This is a genomic window from Acetobacter pasteurianus subsp. pasteurianus LMG 1262 = NBRC 106471, from assembly GCF_000285275.1.
GTDB lineage: Bacteria > Pseudomonadota > Alphaproteobacteria > Acetobacterales > Acetobacteraceae > Acetobacter > Acetobacter pasteurianus.
Genome location: NZ_CADO01000067.1, coordinates 126,396 through 144,871 on the forward strand (window position 1 = coordinate 126,396; position 18,476 = coordinate 144,871).

Below are 18,476 nucleotides of genomic sequence, written 5' to 3' on the forward strand. Positions count from 1 at the left end.
CTGCATGATGACTGCACAGAACACAGCCATAAAACTTCTTGTTCTGCCGGGTGACGGTATTGGCCCCGAAATCATGCGGGAAGTCCGGCACGTTATTGATTGGCTGGAAAGCCGCCGTGGCCTGTCCTTCGATATTACAGAAGATGTGGTTGGTGGTGCTTCTCTGGCAGAATACGGTGTGCCTATCCGTGATGAAGTGATTGAGAAGGCATGGGCTGCGGATGCTGTGCTGTTTGGCTCGGTAGGTGATCCGAAGTGGGCGCATGTCGGGTTTGAAAAGCGCCCGGAAGTGGCCATTCTCAAGCTGCGGCAGGAACTGGGGCTGTTTGCCAATCTGCGCCCCGCCAAAGTTTTTGATGCACTGGTAGATGCCAGCACGCTTAAGCCGGATGTGGTGCGTGGTCTGGATATCATGATCGTGCGTGAAACGGTGGGTGGTATCTATTTTGGTAACCCACGTGGCATTGAAACCCTGCCGGATGGCAGCAAGCGCGGCATCAACACAGAAGTTTACACCACGGCAGAAATCGAGCGTGTAGCACGTGTGGCGTTTGATCTGGCACGCAAGCGGTCTAACCGTGTGTGCTCTGTTGAAAAATGCAATGTCATGGAAAGCGGCCTTCTGTGGAAGGAAGTGGTTACAGACGTGCATGCCAAAGAATTCCCGGATGTGGAACTCTCTCACATGCTGGCTGATAACTGCGCCATGCAGATGGTGCGTAACCCGCGCCAGTTTGATGTGATTGTGACCGGCAACCTGTTTGGTGATCTGCTGTCTGATCTTGCATCCATGCTGACAGGCAGCTTGGGTATGCTGCCTTCTGCAACGCTGGGTGCTGTGCGTGAAAATGGCAAATTCCCTGCGCTGTATGAGCCCATTCATGGCAGTGCGCCGGATATTGCCGGGCAGGGTATTGCAAACCCAATTGCGCAAATTCTGTCTTTTGCCATGTTGCTCCGTTACTCCCTGAACAAGCAGGAAGAAGCAAACATGATTGAGCAGGCAGTTTCCAACGTTCTGGAAAGCGGTTTGCGCACGGCTGATATCATGAGCGAAGGCATGGCTCGCGTTGGCACATCCGTTATGGGTGAAGCCATTGTGCGGGAGCTGGATAAGCTCCAGAAATAACGCTCCTAGTCAGCGACAAGTTAAAAGGCCGTTCCACTTTAGGTGGGGCGGCTTTTTTTTATGGGCGGCAAGCTATGGAAATATAGCAGACACAAAAAAGGCCGGAACATCCATAGGATGCCGACCTTTTTTGGATAGAAGGATGGAAAGGCTTAGAAGCCTTCGCGTTCCAGACGCTTACGTTCCATCTTGCGAGCACGGCGCACGGCTTCTGCCGCTTCACGGGCCTTGCGCTCAGACGGCTTTTCGAAGTGCCGACGCAGCTTCATTTCACGGAAGATTCCTTCACGCTGCATTTTCTTCTTGAGCGCTTTAAGAGCCTGATCGACATTGTTGTCACGGACGAGAACGTGCACTTGGTCTCTAACCCCTGTTTCAGAAAAATCCGGGTAACCCGGCTTTTTGTAGATTATACGGAACCGGAACCGTCGCGGCCTTGCGGGGCGCCGATTCCTTTGTTGGCGGCCTCTATAACACGGCCTTTAGACAAGATACAATTTGTTCTTTCGTGTTTAAAATGCACTTCTGAGTGCTTTTATTGTGCAACCTCCATAGAAATGGGGTGAAAAATGGCAGTTCTTGCAATAGCCCGCATGGGGCACCCGGTTTTAAGGCAGCCCGCGCAGGAGGTGCCAGACCCTACAGCCCCAGATATTCAGCGCCTGATAGCGGATATGCGCGAAACTCTGGAAAAAAGCGGTGGCGTGGGGTTGGCTGCGCCGCAGGTTTTTGTTTCCCAAAGGCTTTTTCTTTACAGCGTGCCGCTTGCCCGGAGTGAAGGGGAGGATGATCCATCTTTGCCCGTGCAGGCCTTGATCAACCCGGTTTTAAAGCCGGTTGATGATGAAAAGCTGCTACGGACGGAAGGCTGCCTTTCCCTGCCAGATCTGCGAGGGGAAGTGCCGCGCTATAAGCGGATATGGTATGCCGGGTTTGATCAGCACGGGCAGAAGGTTGAAGGCATGGCCACCGGGTTTCGGGCGCATGTCATGCAGCATGAAATGGATCATCTGGATGGAATCCTCTATCCCATGCGGATGACGGATATGAGCAAATTTGGGTTTGCAAAAGAACTTACACGGTATGGGGCGTAAGGCATGAGCACGGGTGCAGGTAAGATAAGTCAGGCTATTTCATTGGCGGTGGCCACTCTGGCCGCTGGCATTATGCCTGCGCCGTTAGAGCGTGATCCTGCGCGGGATGAAATCCTGCGCAAGATGGCCGCCGTGGCCGGAGAGCAGGGCTGGGGCAAAACTGTGCTGCTGCAAGTGGCAGGCCCAGATGCAGATCTGCTGTTTCCCGGTGGCAGTGCAGAGCTTGTGGAAGCATGGTTCGACCTGTGTGACAGGGATATGCTGGAAGCCATGTGGGATACGGAAGAAGAGTCTCGCTTAAGCCAGCGTGTGCGGCAGGCGCTGCTGTATCGGCTTCCGGTGGATGAGTCTGTCCGTTCAGCTACGCGTAAAGGTCTTTCTGTTCTGCTGGCCCCGTGTGAGGGAAAAGCACTGCGCCGGAGCATGATGCGCACTATCAATGCCATCTGGCAGGCTGCGCAGGATGACTCCTCGGGGTTAACTTACGTGACCAAGCGCCTGAGCTTGGGCGGTGTGTATGCCTCTGTGCTGCTGTACTGGCTGGCACGAGGCGATAATGAAGCCACTTTGGCAGCCTTTGTTGATAGGCGCTTGGCAGATGTTCTGCGCTTTGGGCGCATTAAAGCCCGTATGGGCGGTCTTCCCTTTATGGCCCGCGCATAAAGAGGAGCCTGCACGCGTATGTCTCTACCTCATGAAACGGCAGGGGCAGATCTGCTCTTTCTGCGGGAAGAACAGTTGCGTCTGGCGCAAACCCTTATGTTTCTGGCATCGCGCGATATGGCGCAGGCTATTGAGCCAGTTCTGGAAGAAGACGGGCTGGGCCATGCGCATTATCGGGTGTTGCAGGTGCTGGCATTTAGCCCCGGTATTCCGGTCAGCCGCCTTCAGGCTGTGTTGGGGGTGACAAAACAAAGCCTTGGCCGCACCATGCATGAACTGGAAGCAAGGCAGTATCTGGAAAGCCAGCCGGGGCGTCAGGACAGGCGCCAGCGTCTGCTTTTTTTAAGCCCGGAAGGCAAAGCGGCAGAAGCCAGATTGTTTGCGGTTGTGCGCCAGCGCCTTGTGGCTGCGTATCGAGAGGCAGGTGGCGCAGCCGTGGAAGGGTTTCGGCGCGTGATGCGTGGAATGTTATCCGAACAGAGTCGGTCTGTATTGAATGAAGATGCAGCAGGCAAAAAAGGAGGGCGGCATGGAGCATGAACGCGAGAGTGTGGAAGAAGATGTCGCCCCGCATGTTATTGTGGTGGATGATGATCCGCGGTTACGGCGGTTATTGCAGCGCTACCTGTTTGAGCATGGTTTTCGGGTCAGCGTAGCAGCCAGTGCAGCAGAGGCACGGCAGACGCTAGAAGGCATTCAGCCGGATGCCATGGTACTGGATGTAACCATGCCGGGTGAAAACGGCTTGGAACTGACACGTGCACTGCGTGATGAAGGGCAGGAACTCCCCATTCTGCTTCTTACGGCACGCGGAGAACCAGCAGACCGTATTACGGGGCTGGAAGCCGGGGCTGACGATTATCTCGGTAAACCTTTTGAGCCACGCGAACTGCTTTTACGCCTGAAAGCCCATTTGCGACGGCATCAACCTGCTCCGGCAACGGATAATCTGCGTATCGTGCGGTTGGGGGATAAAGAGTTTGATCCCGTTCGGCTTATTCTAAGCGGCCCTAATGGCACCATTCATCTTACGGGAGGCGAGGCCGCTCTGCTTTCCGTATTGGCACGCAGGCCCAACGATGTGTTCTCGCGCGAGGAAATTGCCAAGGCGCTGGATATGGCGGAAATCGGGGAACGCGCCGTAGATGTGCAGGTAACGCGCCTGAGGCGGCGTATTGAGCCTGACCCCAAGGAGCCACGATACCTGCATACCATTCGTGGGCGTGGTTATGTGCTTAAACCGCGGCTGTAAGACATAAATCATGCGGCGCAGCGGGCTAAAGCTTTTTCCATCCTCATTCTGGAAATCACGCAGGGTGGAAAAATCCATGCGGCGCGTGCTTCCGCGTTCGCTTCTGGCGCGGTCCTTGCTGATTGTGTTGATCCCCTTGCTGATCACGCAGGGCATCGCGCTGGAAGTTTTTTACGGCAATTTTCTACAAGTTGCCTCGCGCCGTCTTTCAGATTCGGTCACATCAGAAATTGTGCTCTCATTAAACGCCTTGGAGCGTTTAAAAAAACCGGCAGACAGGCAGTGGTTTGTAGAGCAGGCCCAGCAACATTTGCAGTTGGTGGAATCGTGGCATTCTAATGCACGGCTTAGGCGTTTTGGTTCCACCCACGTGTTGGGGCCTATGGATGAAGATCTGGCTCGTGCGTTACGCGCCTCTATCAGCTACCCGTTTTTTGTAAACTGGCGAGAAGACCCCCACACAGTCAAAATTTCCATCCAGTTGCCTGATGGCGTGTTGGATGTAGAGGCTCCGCGTAAAAGGCTGGATATGGGGCAGATCTGGCTGTTTGTGGCGTGGGCGGTTGGCAGTTCCTTGCTGCTGTTTGTGATTGCCAGCCTGTTTATGCGCAATCAGGTGCGGGCTATACGGCGGCTGGCTCACGCGGCAGAGCAGTTTGGGCTTGGGCGTGATATTGGCCCTATTCGTCCCGCAGGGGCGCAGGAAGTGCGCAAAGCGGCTGTGGCCTTTAACCGCATGCAAGACCGGATTTACCGTTTTGTTTCGCAACGTACGGGGGTTTTGGCTGGTGTATCGCATGATTTGCGCACGCCACTTACCCGCCTGCGGCTTTCTCTGGATATGATGCCCCGTACCGGCATGGTGCGTGCAGAAGATATTCAGCCCGATGTTGAGGACATGATTGGTGACGTGGCGGAAATGGAGCACATGATTGCCAGTTACTTGGCCTTTGCACGCGGGGAAGGGACCGAAAATGTTGCGGACACCGAAATAGAGCCTTTTTTGGAAGATGTGGCTGCCGCAGCCCGGCGCGCTGGTGCGCATGTTTTCTCAGTGCGTGTGGCGCCGGGGTTGCGGGTGCATATGCGGCCAGATGCCATGCGGCGTGCATTAAGCAATTTGGTGGATAACGCACGGCGCTATGCAAAGCATATCAATTTAAGCGCTCAGGGCCGATCAGATGGCGTTGTGGTGATGGTAGATGATGACGGGCCGGGTATCCCCCAGGAGCACCGTGGCAGCGTTCTACGGGCTTTTGAGAGCGGGCGTGGGGGTGGAACCGGGTTGGGGCTTACAATCTCACGCGATATCGTGCGTGCGCATGGCGGAGAGATGGAATTGCTGGATTCCCCAATGGGTGGTTTGCGCGTCAGGCTGTTCCTGCCGCGCTAGACCCACGGGTGATTACAGAGAGTTGCCTGAACCAAAGTGGCCTGGGCCCTGGTTGTTCATGCCCATGCCGCCAGCACCAGCCGAGCCAGCGCCCATCATGTTCTGCATGGGGTTGTAGCGGCCCACATTCCCCAGAATTTGCTGGAGGATGTTGATTTTTGTGCCCGGTGTGGGGGTGATGCTGTTGATCATGGCCACAGAGCGGGAATCTTTTTTGTTCAATGTGCGCAGGCTTTGCAGGTTACCTGCATCATCAAACTTCAGCACCACAACTTGCTGCTTGCCGATTCCCGGAAAATCCATGGGAATCAGATATGTGCTCATGGAAATATAGATCCATGTATTGTCATCAAAGGCCCCCTTTGTGGTGGGAGAACCTAGCAGATCCAGCGCATCGGCCCGTGTGCTGGCACCGGGAATAAGCTGGTTGTAATCATCTGCTTCAATCAGGGAGCCACGAGGCGTTGGCGTTGGCCCAAATACGGCGCAGCCAGAAAGCGCTATCACTGCTGCCAGTGCGCCACAGGTGTTACGCAGGCGTGATATTTTATGCTGGCGTGGCTGCTTCATTCGGTTGGGGCTTCCCTAAGCATAACATTTAAGGCATCCGCACATCGCGGCCATGTAACAGTCGGATGCCTCAAACTGATACGAAGCGTCAATTACAGAATGGTTTTTTCCATCCGTTTTTGCACTTTACCCCCTTTAGCTTTCCTTCAAAAAGCCCCAATTAGAAAAAGCGTTGCAGGTGGGCTTGTGCCCGTAAGTGTATGCGCCCCTGTAAACGATCTTCCTCTGCCAGCTCAGGAGGCTGCCATGTCTGAAAAACCAGAATTTTCCCGCCCAATGGCATTGCGCCGAATCGGAGGGCAGGAAACTTCAGTGACGGTGGAAGCAACAGAACAGGAATGCGCAGCGATTGCCCGTCGCCTTGGTTTGCCAAAAATTACACTTTTTCGCTGTCGGTATCTGCTTAAGGCAGACAGGCACAGTGTGGTGGAGGCAGAAGGTGCGCTGGCTGTCCATTATACGCAGACCTGCGTTGTCAGCCTTGAAAACTTTGAGGATGTTCTGGCAGGAGCATTCAGTGTTCGGTTTGTGCCTTCTGAACGGTTTGTAGAACCGGATGAGCCTGATCTGGATGCAATTGATGAAATTCCGTATGAAGGTCAGGACATAGATCTGGGCGAAGCCGCTGTAGAGCAGTTTGCTCTTGATCTGGACCCATACCCACATGCGCCGGAAATTGATCTGCCAGAAGGCCTTGTCCTGAGCGAGGAAGAGGCAGAGAAGCTTTTGGAAGAAGGGGAGCAGGATGAAAAGCAGAACCCCTTTGCGGCCCTGTCTCGGCTAAAACCGGGCAAGGCCTGATCTGGGCGTGGTACGGGTTTTCTTTCTGGATTGCTTGCGAAAATGCTTGCCGTCTGCTAGAGGCCCCGGCTCAGTCTGGTGATAAACCTGTGTTGTTGTCTGGTGGGGTGAAAAAACACGCTGCCAGGCGTTTTTAAACCGTTTTTCAAGAGGGGGCTCGGGCTCATGGCTGTACCCAAGAAGAAAACCTCGCCTTCACGTCGTGGCATGCGTCGCAGCCATGAAGCTCTGAACGTGGAAGCTTTTGCTGAATGCTCTAACTGTGGCGAACTGAAGCGCCCGCACCATGTGTGCAGCCATTGTGGCCATTACGATGGTCGTGAAGTGGTTGCTTCCGGTAAGGCACTTAAGGTTGCTGTCCGCGCTTAATAGCGTGGGTTTGCGGTAAAACGCGCATTACAGCGTGATGCGCGTTCTGTGGGAGCAAGGCATCTGCGGTATGGCAGAGAAGCAGGCATGAACAAGACCGAGATTCCAGATAATTCCCTTTCTGAACAGGACGAGGTGTTCAGCCTTGCCGTGGATGGAATGGGAGGTGATGGGGCTCCGGAAGTTGTTGTCGCCGGGCTCGCCGCCGCCGCTGAACGGCACCGAGGCATCAAGGTGCTGCTGCTGGGGGATGAATCCCAGTTGCGGCCTTTGCTGGCAAAGTACCCCAAGGCTGCATCCATATGCACTATCTCGCATACGGATCAGTCTATCCCAATGGATATGAAGCCAACATCTGCTTTGCGGATGCGGCGATCGTCCATGCGCCTTGCCATGGATGCCGTGGCAAGTGGCCGCGCCCGTGGTGTGGTTTCTGCTGGTAACAGCGGCGCCATGCTGGCTTTGGCCAAAATTGTTGTCAAAACCCTTCCGGGTATTTCCCGTCCCGCCATGGCGGCCATCAGCCCTACCATCAAGGGTGATGTGGTCATGCTGGATCTGGGTGCGAATGTGGCGTGTGACTGGCGCAACCTTGTAGAGTTTGCCGTAATGGGTGAAGCTTTTGCCAAGGCTGTGTTAGGGCTGCCTGCGCCCTCTATCGGGTTGCTCAATATCGGTTCGGAAGAGCTGAAGGGTGATGAAAAGCTGCGTGTAGCAGCAGAAGCCCTGCGAGAAAGCCCATTGGCTTCGCAGTTCCACGGGTTTGTGGAAGGGCATGATATTACCGCAGGCACAACCGATGTGGTTGTGACTGATGGCTTTACCGGAAATGTCGCGCTTAAAACCGGGGAAGGGGTGCTTAAAATGGCAACCACTCTCCTGCGGCGCGTATTTAAGCGTGGTATTGTTTCCAAAATTGGATATCTGCTTGTGCGTCCGGGTTTGGAACGCATGAAGGAATGGCTTGATCCACGCCGTTACAATGGGGCCGTTTTTGTGGGCCTGAACGGTGTGGTTGTTAAGTCTCACGGCGGCACGGATGCAGAAGGATTTGCCGCAGCGGTTGATGTGGCAATGGATATGGTGACGCACGGATTTAATGACAGTATTCGTGACCGTCTCTCCCATATGAGTGCACTTCTCTCTCCCCAGCAAAATGCGGAGGAGCGCGAGCCAGCGGTTCCCGTTTCCTGATTGGTGCAAGACTGTCTGATCAGTAGCGGCATGTTGGGTCGCTACCGCATGCTGTTGGCTGATAATGAAAGAACGGTTTATGGCGAAACGTTCGCTTCTGGTAGGGTTTGGCGGTTTCCTGCCAGATCGGGTTGTCAGCAATGCAGAGCTGGCAGAACGTCTTGAAACATCAGACGAATGGATCAAAACCCGCACAGGTATCACCCGCCGCCATCTTGTTGGGCCGAATGATACGGCAGCCAGCATGGGGGCAGAGGCTGCACGGCGTGCTCTGGATTATGCTGGGCTGACGGCTGACGATATTGATGCGGTTTTTGTAGCAACAGCCACGCCAGATCAGGCTTTTCCCGCAACGGCTGTGCGTGTTCAAGCTGCATTGGGCATGAAGCAAGGCTTTGGCTTTGATATTACAGCTGCGTGCTCAGGCTTTATTTTTGCGCTTTCCACAGCAGATGCGTTTATCCGTTCCGGCCAGATTCGGAATGCGCTGGTTATCGGTTCTGAAGTGTATTCCCGCATCATGGATTGGGAAGACCGCACAACCTGCGTGCTGTTTGGGGATGGCGCCGGTGCCGTTGTGCTCTCTGCTTCGGATGAGCCGGGTGATCGCGGCATTCTTTCCACGCATTTACATTCCGATGGCACAGCAGGAGACCTGTTGTATGTGGATGGTGCCGTGGGGCAGCCGGATAAAAGCGGACATCTGAAAATGAGCGGGCGCGATGTATTCCGCCATGCCGTTGGCAAGCTTTCATCCTCTGTAGATGAGGCATTGGAAGCTGAAGGTCTTTCTTACGCAGATGTAGATTGGCTGGTGCCGCATCAGGCCAATATCCGCATTATTGAAGGCGTTGCTAAAAAGCTGAACCTGCCTGCTGAACGGGTGGTGGTCACGGTTGATCGGCATGCCAATACATCGGCCGCATCTGTGCCGTTGGCATTGGATGAAGCCGTGCGTGATGGGCGTATCCAGAAAGGTGACCTGGTTTTGATGGAAGCCTTGGGTGGTGGCCTGACATGGGGTTCCGCTCTGGTAAGGCTATAATTTCAGAACATATTGTAAGCACAACTGCGTGAATGAATTGACGCGGCGTGTAAGCGTGTTACTTTATTTTTTATGGAAACTGTCACACGTGCATCCTTGATAGAGCAGATCTATCAGCAGGTTGGCCTGTCTCGTAAAGAATCCTCCGTTCTTCTGGAAGATGTTCTGGAGACGGTGATGGACGCTCTTGAACGCGGCGAAAGTGTTAAAATCAGCGGATTTGGCACTTTTTCTGTGAGGAAAAAAGGCCAACGGAGCGGCCGTAATCCGAAAACGGGTGAGGAAGTTCCGATTTTGCCGCGTTCGGTCTTGGTCTTTCGTCCGAGTCAGCTTCTGCGCGCTGAAGTAAACCACGAAACGCTAGATGCAGAAGCGGAGCATGATCATGACTGATGAGGCGCAGACTTTTTCCGAAACAGGGGGAGAATCCTCTTCTCCCACAGCGGAAAATGTAAGCACGAATTCAGCGCCTTCAGAAAAAGGGCCTTTTGCGTTTCGCACAATTAGCGAAGTGGCAGATGAGCTTCATGTGCCGCAGCATACGCTTCGGTTGTGGGAAACACAGTTTCATCAGGTTCGGCCATTAAAGCGTGGTGGTGGCCGCCGGTATTACCGGCCTGCCGATATAGAGCTTTTACGGCATATTGCAGATTTGCTTTATACTCAGGGCTACACCATCAAAGGTGTGCAGCGGATTTTGCAAAACGGTGGAGTGCCTGCTGCCGAAACACCTGCGCCTGAAACAGGCCAGCAAGATGAGTCTGAAAAGCAGCCAGAAACTGCCGTAGAAGCAGTTAAATCATCTGAAGTTGCAGCAGAAGATTTTGAAATTATAGAAGATTCTTCTGAAAAAGTGGTTGCTGTGGATGATAATGCATCCACAATCCAGCCAGAGCCAGAGCCAGAGCCAGAGCCAGAGCCAGAGCCAGAGCCAGAGCCAGAGCCAGCAGCAACTGCTGAAGATGTTCAGGATGCCACAGATTTGTCACCAGAAATGGAAGATGCAGTGGTTACATTTGCATCTGTTGAGCCGCATCCGCATATGACGGAACTAGTAGAACAGAACCGTCAGTTGCGTCAGGATCTGGCAGATGTGCTGGTGGAGCTGGAAGATTTCCGTAAAAAGCTGGTTTCTTAAAAAATTGTGTCTGGGGTGGGTTGTGTTGCAGAAAACCTCCTGCTAAACACCACTCCACACTTAACGGGCAGTAGCGCAGTCTGGTAGCGCATCAGTCTGGGGGACTGGGGGTCGTGGGTTCGAATCCCGCCTGCCCGATATTTTCTCTGAAAAATCAGTGTTGCAGAACAACCCAAAAGCCTAACTGGCTTTTGGGTTGTTTCCGTATGCCCACCGGCACCACAGCAGATTCAGCGCGGCCATAGCAGCCGGGCCAATAAACAGGCCAATCAGGCCCCACGTTTCTGCACCGCCCAGAATACCCAAAAGTACCCAAAGGAAAGGTAGCTTGGTGCTGCCGCCAATAAGGGCAGGGCGGATAAAATGGTCAGCCGTAAAGATAATCACAGCGCCAATACAAAAGGTTGTAATGGCGGCAACGGAGCTACCCTGCACCATAATAAGCAGAGAAACCAAACCAACAGCTATCATGGCGCAAAAAGGGATCATGGCTGCTACGGCAGTAATTACGCCAAATAAAGCAGGGTGCGGGGCATGGGCAAATACGTAGATAATGCCAAGCAGTAGGCCTTCTCCAATACCTACCAACACCAGCCCCTGAACAGAGCCGTGAATGGACGCAACAATCTGCCGTCCAATGCTTTCCCCCCGTTTACCAAAAGCGCGGCATGAAACTACGCGGCACTGGCGGATAACGGAAAGCCCATCCTTATAAAGAAAAAACAGGGTAAGGATGGAAAAGCAGAACAATGTGGCGCGATGCGCAACCTGCGAACCCACGGCGCGCGTAACTGCCACGCCTTTGCTATCCAGATTGCCCAGCATGCCAGAAAGATCACGTGGGTCTGAAAGGTGGGCCTCCCACCATTTGCTTATGGCGGTGCTGCCAAAAGGCAGGCGGTGAATGGCATCGGGCACAGGCACGCCATATTCACGCGCGTGAGATACCCATTCCAGTGCGCTCTGGGCCTCTCCTACAGCTTCCAACGTTACAAGTGTAAGCGGTATAACAAATAGCAATGCCATGGCCGCTGTAAACAACAGGGGCAAAAGTGTGCCAGATGCCGCATGGGGCCATTTATTGCAGGCGCGCGTATAAAGCGGCCATGTGGCAATGGCAAAAACGCTTCCCCACGCCAATGCAGGCAGAAAGCCCTGAATTGTGTAAACGGCTACCCCTACAATAAACAGCGCCAGAACTGTACGCGCCATTTCCTGCCCCCGGCGAGAACGCTGGCTTGGTTTGATAAGAGAGCACCGTGGTGAATCCGGAAGAAATTGTGATGGCAATGAATCAGGCATATTCCGGTATGTTCTCCCAGGGGTTCCGCAATAACATTTTATCTTCAGCATACCTTATATGCTGGGGGCGAGCATAAGCTTAGTTATCAAACCATATCGCGCTATGGCGGCCGTGCCTATGCCATAACCAGATATGCCGCATAAGGATCATATTCCCGTATCTTTTTCTGACACTTTCGTTAGTGTCGCGCAGTTTCCTGCGGCGTAGTAAGAACTGATCCTGTCATGCTCAAAAATTTCCTTACCGTTGGCGGCTGGACAATGCTCAGCCGTGTTCTTGGTCTTGTTCGCGATCAGCTTCTGGCTGCCTTTATGGGGGCGGGGGCATTACAGGACGCCTATCAGGTTGCTTTTCGTCTGCCCAACATGTTCCGGCGTCTGTTTGGTGAGGGCGCATTTAACGCAGCATTTGTGCCGTTATTTTCTTCTGTGCTGACGCGGGAAGGTAAAGAAGAAGCGCAGCTTTTCGCGCGTAGAGCATTAGGTGTCATGCTGGTCTGGCTGCTGTTTTTATGCGTGCTGGGCGAAATTTTTATGCCGCAGGTTCTTAAGGTTATCGCTCCAGGTTTTTTGCAAAGTGGAGAGAGATACGGTCTGGCAGTCAGCCTGAGCCGTATTACTTTTCCTTATCTGGTGTTGATTTGTGCAGCAGCTTTATTGGCTGGTGTTCTTAACGGCTTGCACAAATTTGGCGTGGCTTCGGCGGCATACTTGGCTTTCAATGTGGTGGGTATTGCAGCCATTCTGCTGGCTTCGCCCTTTTTGCCGAATGTTGCCTACGCTGCGGCATGGGGGGTGACGGCATCTGGTGTTGCGCAACTGGGGCTGTTGTTCTGGGCGTGTGAGCGTGCGCATTTTGGCCTTACGCCTTTGTGGCCTGCTCTTACCCCACGCATTCGCCTGTTATTGCGCCGCATGGTGCCGGGGTTGATCGGCAGTGGTGTGGGGCAGATTAACCTCACTATTGATACCATTATTGGCACGCTGCTGCCCGCAGGCAGTGTTTCGCTCATGTATTTTGCGGATCGGATTAACCAGTTGCCTTTAGGGGTTCTGGGGGCTGCAGCCGGTACCACGTTGCTTCCTGTTCTGACGCGCCATTTAGCTGCGGGAGAAACAGACGCAGCCCATGCGGCACAAAATCGGTCCATTGAATATGTGTTGCTGCTGACACTGCCTGCTGTGGCGGGTTTGTTGGTATTGGCAGGGCCGATCATGATTGTTCTGTTCGGCCACGGGTCTTTCACCGAGCATGATGCGCTGCTTTCGGCACAATCCTTGCGGGCTTATGCTATTGGCTTGCCCGCTTTTGTGATGGTGAAGGTGCTCTCTCCGGCATTTTTTGCACGGGGTGATACGCGCACGCCGGTTTATATTGGTATTGGCGTTCTGCTCCTTAATTTTGCGCTCAATCTGCTTTTTATGAAGCCGCTGGTTCATATGGGGCCGCCTTTGGCGAGCAGTCTGGCTGCTTTTATCAATGTGGCTGTGTTGGCGCTTTTACTGCGGCAAAAAAATGCCCTGCTTCTTGCGCCGGAAACATTGGGCGGTATTGGCCGGGTGGGGCTGGGTGCTGCCGTTATGGCCGTGCTTCTTGTTGGGGTGGAAACCTTGTTGCCGCTGCCAGCGCATTTTTTCATGCGGTTGATATGGCTGACAGTTATGGTCGGGATTGGTGGCGTATTTTATGCCGGTATGTTGCATATGCTGGGGGTTATGGACTTGGCAGATGTGCTGGCAGGCTTACGCAGGCGTTTAAACCGTAAACGCGCCTGACCAATACAAAGAATAAGGGGAGTCGGGAATGGTTGAGATTGTTCTGGCACATCAGGTAGATCTGGCAACATGGCGGGCTGCTACGCGCCATTATGTGCAAAAGCAGGTGCTCCCTGAAAGTATAAGCTGGCGTGTTGCAGGCAAAGGGGAAACACCTTGGAAGCTGCAAGCGCCAGATTCTGCAGATAATGATGCCCCCCTAAACCTTCCGCGCAAGTTGGTGAGAGCAGTGCTGGAAGCACTGCAGGCGCATCAACCTGAGCGTTTCGCGCTTTTATATCGCGTTGTTTATCGTTTTATGCACGGTTTGCTGGATATGGAGGATATGCGGGAAGACCCGGATATCCAGCAGCTTCGAGAGCTTGTGCAAAACGTTAAACAAGAGACAGAGCAGTTTCGTCTGGCTTTTTCGACATTTAGTAATCAACGCCAAAGTAAAAGCCTGCATTACACGCCGCAGAATTATATTGTGGAAGCAAACGGACGCTTCTGCATAGAGCGCGACGCCCAACCGTGGGAGGTTATTGCGCCTTACCGGCGTATGTGGTGGGATGGAAACCAACTCCACTTCGCTATGGGTGAGGCAGAGGCTGCGCATGTATCTGCTGATATGTGGCAGAAAGACGGGCAGGGTATCTGGCAGGGGTACCCCAACACTGTGCTGGTACCGACGTTAGAAGATGTTGCGCAGGCATCTTCTCTCGCCTCTTTGTCAGCAGAGGCTATGGATTGTCGAGCCTGCTCCTTATGGCAACCCGCCAACCGCACGGTTTTTGGGGAAGGGGTGGAAAATACGCCCCTTATGTTTGTTGGAGAACAGCCGGGAGATCAGGAAGATCTGGCAGGCCGTCCATTTGTGGGGCCTGCGGGGCAAGTGTTTGATAGAGCGCTGGAAGAGGCTGGTATTTCACGTAATCACGTTTACGTGACAAACGCTGTAAAGCACTTTCGTTTCACATGGAGAAACAACAGGCGCCTGCATCAGAAGCCCGATCAGGAGTCTGTGGAAGCCTGCCGAATCTGGTTGGATGCAGAGCGTAAGCTCGTACACCCCAAACTGATTGTTATGCTAGGCGTCACGGCCGCGCAGAGTCTTCTCAAGCGGCCTGTTACCATCTCGCGCGAACGCTCTCGTATTTTTCAGTTAGATGAGCAGTGCTCCGGATTGGTAACTGTGCACCCATCCTACTTGCTGCGTCTCCCGAATGAAGATGCGAAGGCGCGTGAATACACTCGCTTTGTAGAAGACTTACGCTTGGCGCAGAGCTTTATAACGCAATAATCAGACTGATGACCGAGAACGCTTGCTGCCTGCAACAGGCTTGTTCAAGCGCTGATGGAGTTCTTTACCTGTTTTAAAGAAGGGAACGAGCTTTTTGCCAACCTTTACCTGCACCCCTGTTTTAGGGTTGCGGCCAATGCGTGGGTCACGCTCTTTTACAGAAAATGCACCAAACCCACGTAATTCTACGCGGCTGCCTTCCGCAAGGCTGCTGGTAATGGTGCCAAATACAATATTTACAAGTCTTGTTGCTTCTTTCAGCTGAAGATGCGGGTTTTTCTGCATCAGGGCTGTAATCAGCTCGGATCTGGTCATCTTAAGTTCTCCCACCCGGCTGTAGTGTGTACAATAATTATACTCAGAACATTCCGTAATGATGAAGAAGACGTCAAGATAGAAAAGTCTGACAGTATGAACCAGAGAAATACCGCCAGACTTTTTTAGCAATCAGTTTCTGCAAATTTTATGCTGCAGGGGACTTCTTGCTGCGGCGGCCACGGCCACCCTGTTCTTCTTCATCCCCAGCGGCATGAATTTTACGGCCAAGGCCGATTTCACGCGCAAGGGTGGAACGACGTTCTGCATAGTTAGGAGCAACCATCGGGTAGTCTGCTGGCAGGCCCCAACGTTCACGGTACTGTTCAGGCGTCATGCCATAAGCGCTCTGCAGGTGGCGCTTGAGCATCTTCAGCTTTTTCCCGTCTTCCAGACAGATGATGTAATCTGGAAATACTGAACGCTTTACCGGCACTGCTGGCTGCAGTTTTTCCGGCTCATTCTGCGGATGTTCAGCAGTTTTCAGTGCCTGATAAATATCACGGATCATACCCGGGATAAGTGCAGGGTCTGTCTGGTTGTTGGAGACGTGTGCGGAAACGATCTCTGATACCAGATCAAGAAGGGGAGAGTAGTCCTGGTTCTCACTCATGATAAATCCAATAGGAATTTGGTGTGAATATCTGCACTCCATACTCCCTTAACTGTAGTTTGTGAATGGTGAACTCACAATTTCGGCGCATAATTGACCATAAAAGAACATTATTCAAAGCAATGCCTGAAATTTTGCGCGTTTCAAATAATAAACAAACGGTAATATTTGGCGGGTCTGTAATCGTCCGTTCGGGTTTATTGTTCTGCTTGGTGGTATGTGCTCGTTTTATGTAAACGCAGAAATATCATTTCCGGTTCCAATAAATATGTGGCGCTATGATTTTTAAGAATGTTTGGTTTTTACATAATATCCAAGTAAAATATTATAATAATGGATAAATTGAATAAATATTACATGTATGTCTCAGGAAAAAACAATCATACAAGTGATCGGAATATTTTGGTGAATAAAGGTAGTTGAATATAAAAATAAAAAGCCCGCCCTAGAGAATAAGGGCAGGCTTTTTTATTGTGCGATATTTGGTAACGAGATGATGTTTACCGAATACCCAATTCACTCATTAGAAAATCGCGGAAAACCGCAACGCGTTTGGAGCTGCGGAGCTCTTCCGGATAAACAAAATAAGCGTCTACAGTTGGAGTGGTAATTTCCGGCAGGATCTGAACCAGATCCGGAAATTCTTTTGCAGCGTAAGTCGGGATGGACCCAATGCCCAAGCCTGCAGCAATAGCAGAGGCCATAGCAGCCATGCTGTTAACTTCTAGTCGGGCAGTCTGTGTGCTGCCATCGGTGCGGCAGGCCTGTGTCAGCCAGTTAACATGCGCAACCGGAGGATGGTGTTCACCAAACAGCACCAACTGGTGTTCTTTGATCTCCTCCAGAGATTTCGGCATGCCGTATTTCTCGATATAGAGAGGGGCAGCAAAAATTGGCAGGCTAAAATCGGCCAGATGGCGTTGAATCAGGTCTGGCTGTCTGGGTGCATGCATACGCACCGCCACGTCAGCCTCCCGCATGCCTAAATCAAGATCATTATCTTCCAAAATCAGGCAGATATCTATTTCGGGGTTATCTGCCATAAAGCGATGAAGCCGCGGCATAAGCCAACAGTTACCAAAGCCGGTGGTTGTGGTTACGCGCAGCCGCCCGGCTGCCTTTTCCTTACTTTCGGTCAGCAGTGTTTGCGTCATTTCCAGTTTGGAAAAGACTTCGCGCACGGTTTTATGAAGTGTTTCACCCTGTTCCGTCAGGATCAGGCCGCGGGCGTGCCGATGAAAGAGAGGAACCTGAAGGACGTCTTCCAGCGCGGAAATCTGCCGTGATACGGCAGATTGGCTAAGGTTGAGCACATCCCCCGCGTGGGTAAAGGAACCGGCTTCTGCCACTGCATGGAAAACCCGGAGTTTGTCCCAGTCCACGCATGCCTCCTGCAAATTGAATGAAGTTACAAAAACACAGCCGTGTTTTATGCGGTGTATTCGTGCAGGAATTGGCTCCCTTGGTCAAGGGATGAAGCCGTTTTCTGTTAAGTTATCAGGCTAAACCTGCAAGATAACGTTCCGCATCCAACGCTGCCATGCAGCCAGTTCCTGCGGCTGTTACGGCTTGGCGATATGTTTTGTCTTGCACATCTCCCGCGGCAAAGACTCCGGGTACAGAAGTGCGCGTGGTGCCGGGTGTGGTTTCAATATACCCTTCAGTATCCAGTGTAAGTTGATCGCGGAAGATAGCGGTGTTGGGGGCATGGCCGATGGCAATGAACACACCATCTGTCGGGATTGTCTGTTCGCTTCCATCCTGCGTGTTCTTCAGCCGTACGCCGCACACTGTTTCTGGCGTGCCATCGGCCAGAATATCTTCCACAACACTGTTCCAGATAACGGAAACCTTGGGGTTGGCAAAAAGTCTGTCTTGCAGAATTTTTTCAGACCGCAAGCTATCGCGCCGGTGCACCAAGGTTACGTGCGCAGCATGGTGGGTGAGATACAGGGCTTCTTCAACAGCCGTATTGCCGCCACCTACAACCACCACATTTTTCCCGCGGTAGAAAAAGCCATCACATGTGGCGCAAGCAGAAACACCAGCGCCTTGGAGACGCTTTTCACTTGGCAGACCCAGCCAGCGAGCCTGAGCGCCAGTGGCAACAACAACGGCGCGCGCTTTGTAAATGGTGCCCGAATCACCCGTCAGAAGGAATGGTGAACCCGCTTTGAAATCAACAGATGTAATAATGTCGTATTCAATGCGCGTGCCCACATTCTGTGCCTGTTCAGCCATTTGTTCCATCAACCAGGGGCCTTGTATGGCTGTGGCAAAACCTGGGTAGTTTTCAACTTCTGTTGTAATGGTGAGCTGGCCACCCGGTTGCAGCCCGGCAACCAGAACAGGAGAAAGATTGGCACGTGCCGCATAGATAGCAGCAGTATACCCGGCCGGTCCTGCGCCAATAACGAGCAGATCAGTTGTAATGGTTTCAGCCATATTGGCAGCGCTCCCGCATATGGAAATCCCGCATACAGGCTGCTGTAATGGGGGCAGCCTGCACGTAACTGTTGGAAGCATATGGCTGTCGCATG

At 52.8% G+C, this 18,476-nt stretch carries 21 protein-coding genes and 1 tRNA gene; 15 read left to right on the forward strand and 7 right to left on the reverse strand.

The window, feature by feature from the left end:
- Positions 1-4: 4 nt before the first annotated feature.
- Entirely contained in the window at positions 5-1,129 is a 1,125-nt protein-coding gene (leuB, locus tag APA10_RS10350) for a 3-isopropylmalate dehydrogenase (RefSeq protein WP_003629629.1), read from the forward strand.
- Between the two features lie 152 nt (positions 1,130-1,281).
- On the opposite strand, the gene rpsU is transcribed toward leuB, so the two are convergent.
- On the reverse strand, positions 1,282-1,485 hold the full coding sequence (rpsU, locus tag APA10_RS10355; RefSeq protein ID WP_003623949.1) for a 30S ribosomal protein S21: 204 nt from the start codon (positions 1,483-1,485) through the stop codon (positions 1,282-1,284).
- Between the two features lie 213 nt (positions 1,486-1,698).
- Between rpsU and def the strand changes: the two genes are divergently transcribed.
- Genes def through APA10_RS10380 form a run of 5 tightly spaced genes read left to right on the forward strand, consistent with a single transcriptional unit; the run spans position 1,699 to position 5,531 of the window.
- Positions 1,699-2,223 carry a peptide deformylase gene (gene def / locus APA10_RS10360; protein ID WP_003629631.1) on the forward strand — a complete coding sequence of 175 codons (525 nt, stop codon included), beginning with the start codon at positions 1,699-1,701 and terminating at the stop codon, positions 2,221-2,223.
- A gap of 3 nt (positions 2,224-2,226) precedes the next feature.
- Entirely contained in the window at positions 2,227-2,886 is a 660-nt protein-coding gene (locus APA10_RS10365; RefSeq protein WP_003629632.1) for a ubiquinone biosynthesis protein COQ9, read from the forward strand.
- Between the two features lie 18 nt (positions 2,887-2,904).
- A complete protein-coding gene (locus APA10_RS10370; protein ID WP_003623945.1) occupies positions 2,905-3,426 on the forward strand; it encodes a MarR family winged helix-turn-helix transcriptional regulator in 522 nt (173 codons plus the stop codon).
- Positions 3,416-4,138 carry a response regulator gene (locus APA10_RS10375; RefSeq protein ID WP_080587153.1) on the forward strand — a complete coding sequence of 241 codons (723 nt, stop codon included), beginning with the start codon at positions 3,416-3,418 and terminating at the stop codon, positions 4,136-4,138. Before APA10_RS10370 ends, APA10_RS10375 begins: the two co-directional genes overlap by 11 nt.
- 10 nt (positions 4,139-4,148) lie before the next feature.
- The gene (locus tag APA10_RS10380; RefSeq protein WP_003629636.1) at positions 4,149-5,531 is read left to right on the forward strand and encodes an ATP-binding protein; all 1,383 of its coding nucleotides are present in this window, start codon (positions 4,149-4,151) and stop codon (positions 5,529-5,531) included.
- A 12-nt stretch (positions 5,532-5,543) separates the two neighbouring features.
- Here APA10_RS10380 and APA10_RS10385 read toward each other — a convergent pair whose 3' ends face one another.
- A complete protein-coding gene (locus APA10_RS10385) occupies positions 5,544-6,101 on the reverse strand; it encodes an outer membrane protein assembly factor BamE (protein WP_003623939.1) in 558 nt (185 codons plus the stop codon).
- A gap of 246 nt (positions 6,102-6,347) precedes the next feature.
- On the opposite strand from APA10_RS10385, the gene APA10_RS10390 reads away from it, so the two are divergent.
- The 7 genes from APA10_RS10390 (at position 6,348) to APA10_RS10420 (ending at position 10,786) form a co-directional block, all read left to right on the forward strand.
- Positions 6,348-6,902, forward strand: a complete 555-nt coding sequence (locus tag APA10_RS10390) for a DUF177 domain-containing protein (RefSeq protein WP_035362249.1) — start codon at positions 6,348-6,350, stop codon at positions 6,900-6,902.
- A 165-nt stretch (positions 6,903-7,067) separates the two neighbouring features.
- Positions 7,068-7,271: a 50S ribosomal protein L32 gene (rpmF, locus tag APA10_RS10395; protein ID WP_006116507.1), complete on the forward strand. Its 204-nt coding sequence runs from the start codon at positions 7,068-7,070 to the stop codon at positions 7,269-7,271.
- An 87-nt stretch (positions 7,272-7,358) separates the two neighbouring features.
- Positions 7,359-8,465 carry a phosphate acyltransferase PlsX gene (gene plsX, locus APA10_RS10400; RefSeq protein ID WP_003623933.1) on the forward strand — a complete coding sequence of 369 codons (1,107 nt, stop codon included), beginning with the start codon at positions 7,359-7,361 and terminating at the stop codon, positions 8,463-8,465.
- Between the two features lie 64 nt (positions 8,466-8,529).
- Complete coding sequence (locus APA10_RS10405; RefSeq protein ID WP_003623931.1) at positions 8,530-9,510, forward strand: beta-ketoacyl-ACP synthase III; 981 nt, start codon at positions 8,530-8,532, stop codon at positions 9,508-9,510.
- Positions 9,511-9,582: 72 nt separating this feature from the next.
- Complete coding sequence (locus tag APA10_RS10410) at positions 9,583-9,903, forward strand: integration host factor subunit alpha (RefSeq protein ID WP_003623929.1); 321 nt, start codon at positions 9,583-9,585, stop codon at positions 9,901-9,903.
- Positions 9,896-10,648: a MerR family transcriptional regulator gene (locus APA10_RS10415; protein ID WP_035367619.1), complete on the forward strand. Its 753-nt coding sequence runs from the start codon at positions 9,896-9,898 to the stop codon at positions 10,646-10,648. Before APA10_RS10410 ends, APA10_RS10415 begins: the two co-directional genes overlap by 8 nt.
- 64 nt (positions 10,649-10,712) lie before the next feature.
- Positions 10,713-10,786, forward strand: a tRNA-Pro gene (locus APA10_RS10420).
- A gap of 42 nt (positions 10,787-10,828) precedes the next feature.
- Here the strand turns inward: APA10_RS10420 and APA10_RS10425 are convergent.
- Positions 10,829-12,001: an AI-2E family transporter gene (locus APA10_RS10425; protein WP_050923499.1), complete on the reverse strand. Its 1,173-nt coding sequence runs from the start codon at positions 11,999-12,001 to the stop codon at positions 10,829-10,831.
- Positions 12,002-12,175: 174 nt separating this feature from the next.
- Here APA10_RS10425 and murJ point away from each other — a divergent pair, with 174 nt between their 5' ends.
- Both murJ and APA10_RS10435 read left to right on the forward strand, forming a co-directional pair.
- Entirely contained in the window at positions 12,176-13,726 is a 1,551-nt protein-coding gene (gene murJ / locus APA10_RS10430) for a murein biosynthesis integral membrane protein MurJ (protein ID WP_003629908.1), read from the forward strand.
- 28 nt (positions 13,727-13,754) lie between these two features.
- Positions 13,755-15,008: a UdgX family uracil-DNA binding protein gene (locus tag APA10_RS10435; protein WP_003629907.1), complete on the forward strand. Its 1,254-nt coding sequence runs from the start codon at positions 13,755-13,757 to the stop codon at positions 15,006-15,008.
- Here the strand turns inward: APA10_RS10435 and APA10_RS10440 are convergent, their stop codons facing one another.
- The 4 genes from APA10_RS10440 to trxB form a co-directional block, all read right to left on the reverse strand.
- Positions 15,009-15,323: an integration host factor subunit beta gene (locus tag APA10_RS10440; protein WP_003624040.1), complete on the reverse strand. Its 315-nt coding sequence runs from the start codon at positions 15,321-15,323 to the stop codon at positions 15,009-15,011.
- A 148-nt stretch (positions 15,324-15,471) separates the two neighbouring features.
- Positions 15,472-15,978 (reverse strand): MucR family transcriptional regulator, encoded by a 507-nt coding sequence (locus tag APA10_RS10445; RefSeq protein WP_014456983.1) that lies wholly within the window; start codon positions 15,976-15,978, stop codon positions 15,472-15,474.
- A gap of 458 nt (positions 15,979-16,436) precedes the next feature.
- Positions 16,437-17,318 carry a LysR family transcriptional regulator gene (locus tag APA10_RS10450; protein ID WP_035365878.1) on the reverse strand — a complete coding sequence of 294 codons (882 nt, stop codon included), beginning with the start codon at positions 17,316-17,318 and terminating at the stop codon, positions 16,437-16,439.
- Positions 17,319-17,433: 115 nt separating this feature from the next.
- Complete coding sequence (gene trxB / locus APA10_RS10455; RefSeq protein ID WP_003629904.1) at positions 17,434-18,381, reverse strand: thioredoxin-disulfide reductase; 948 nt, start codon at positions 18,379-18,381, stop codon at positions 17,434-17,436.
- Positions 18,382-18,476 lie beyond the last annotated feature (95 nt).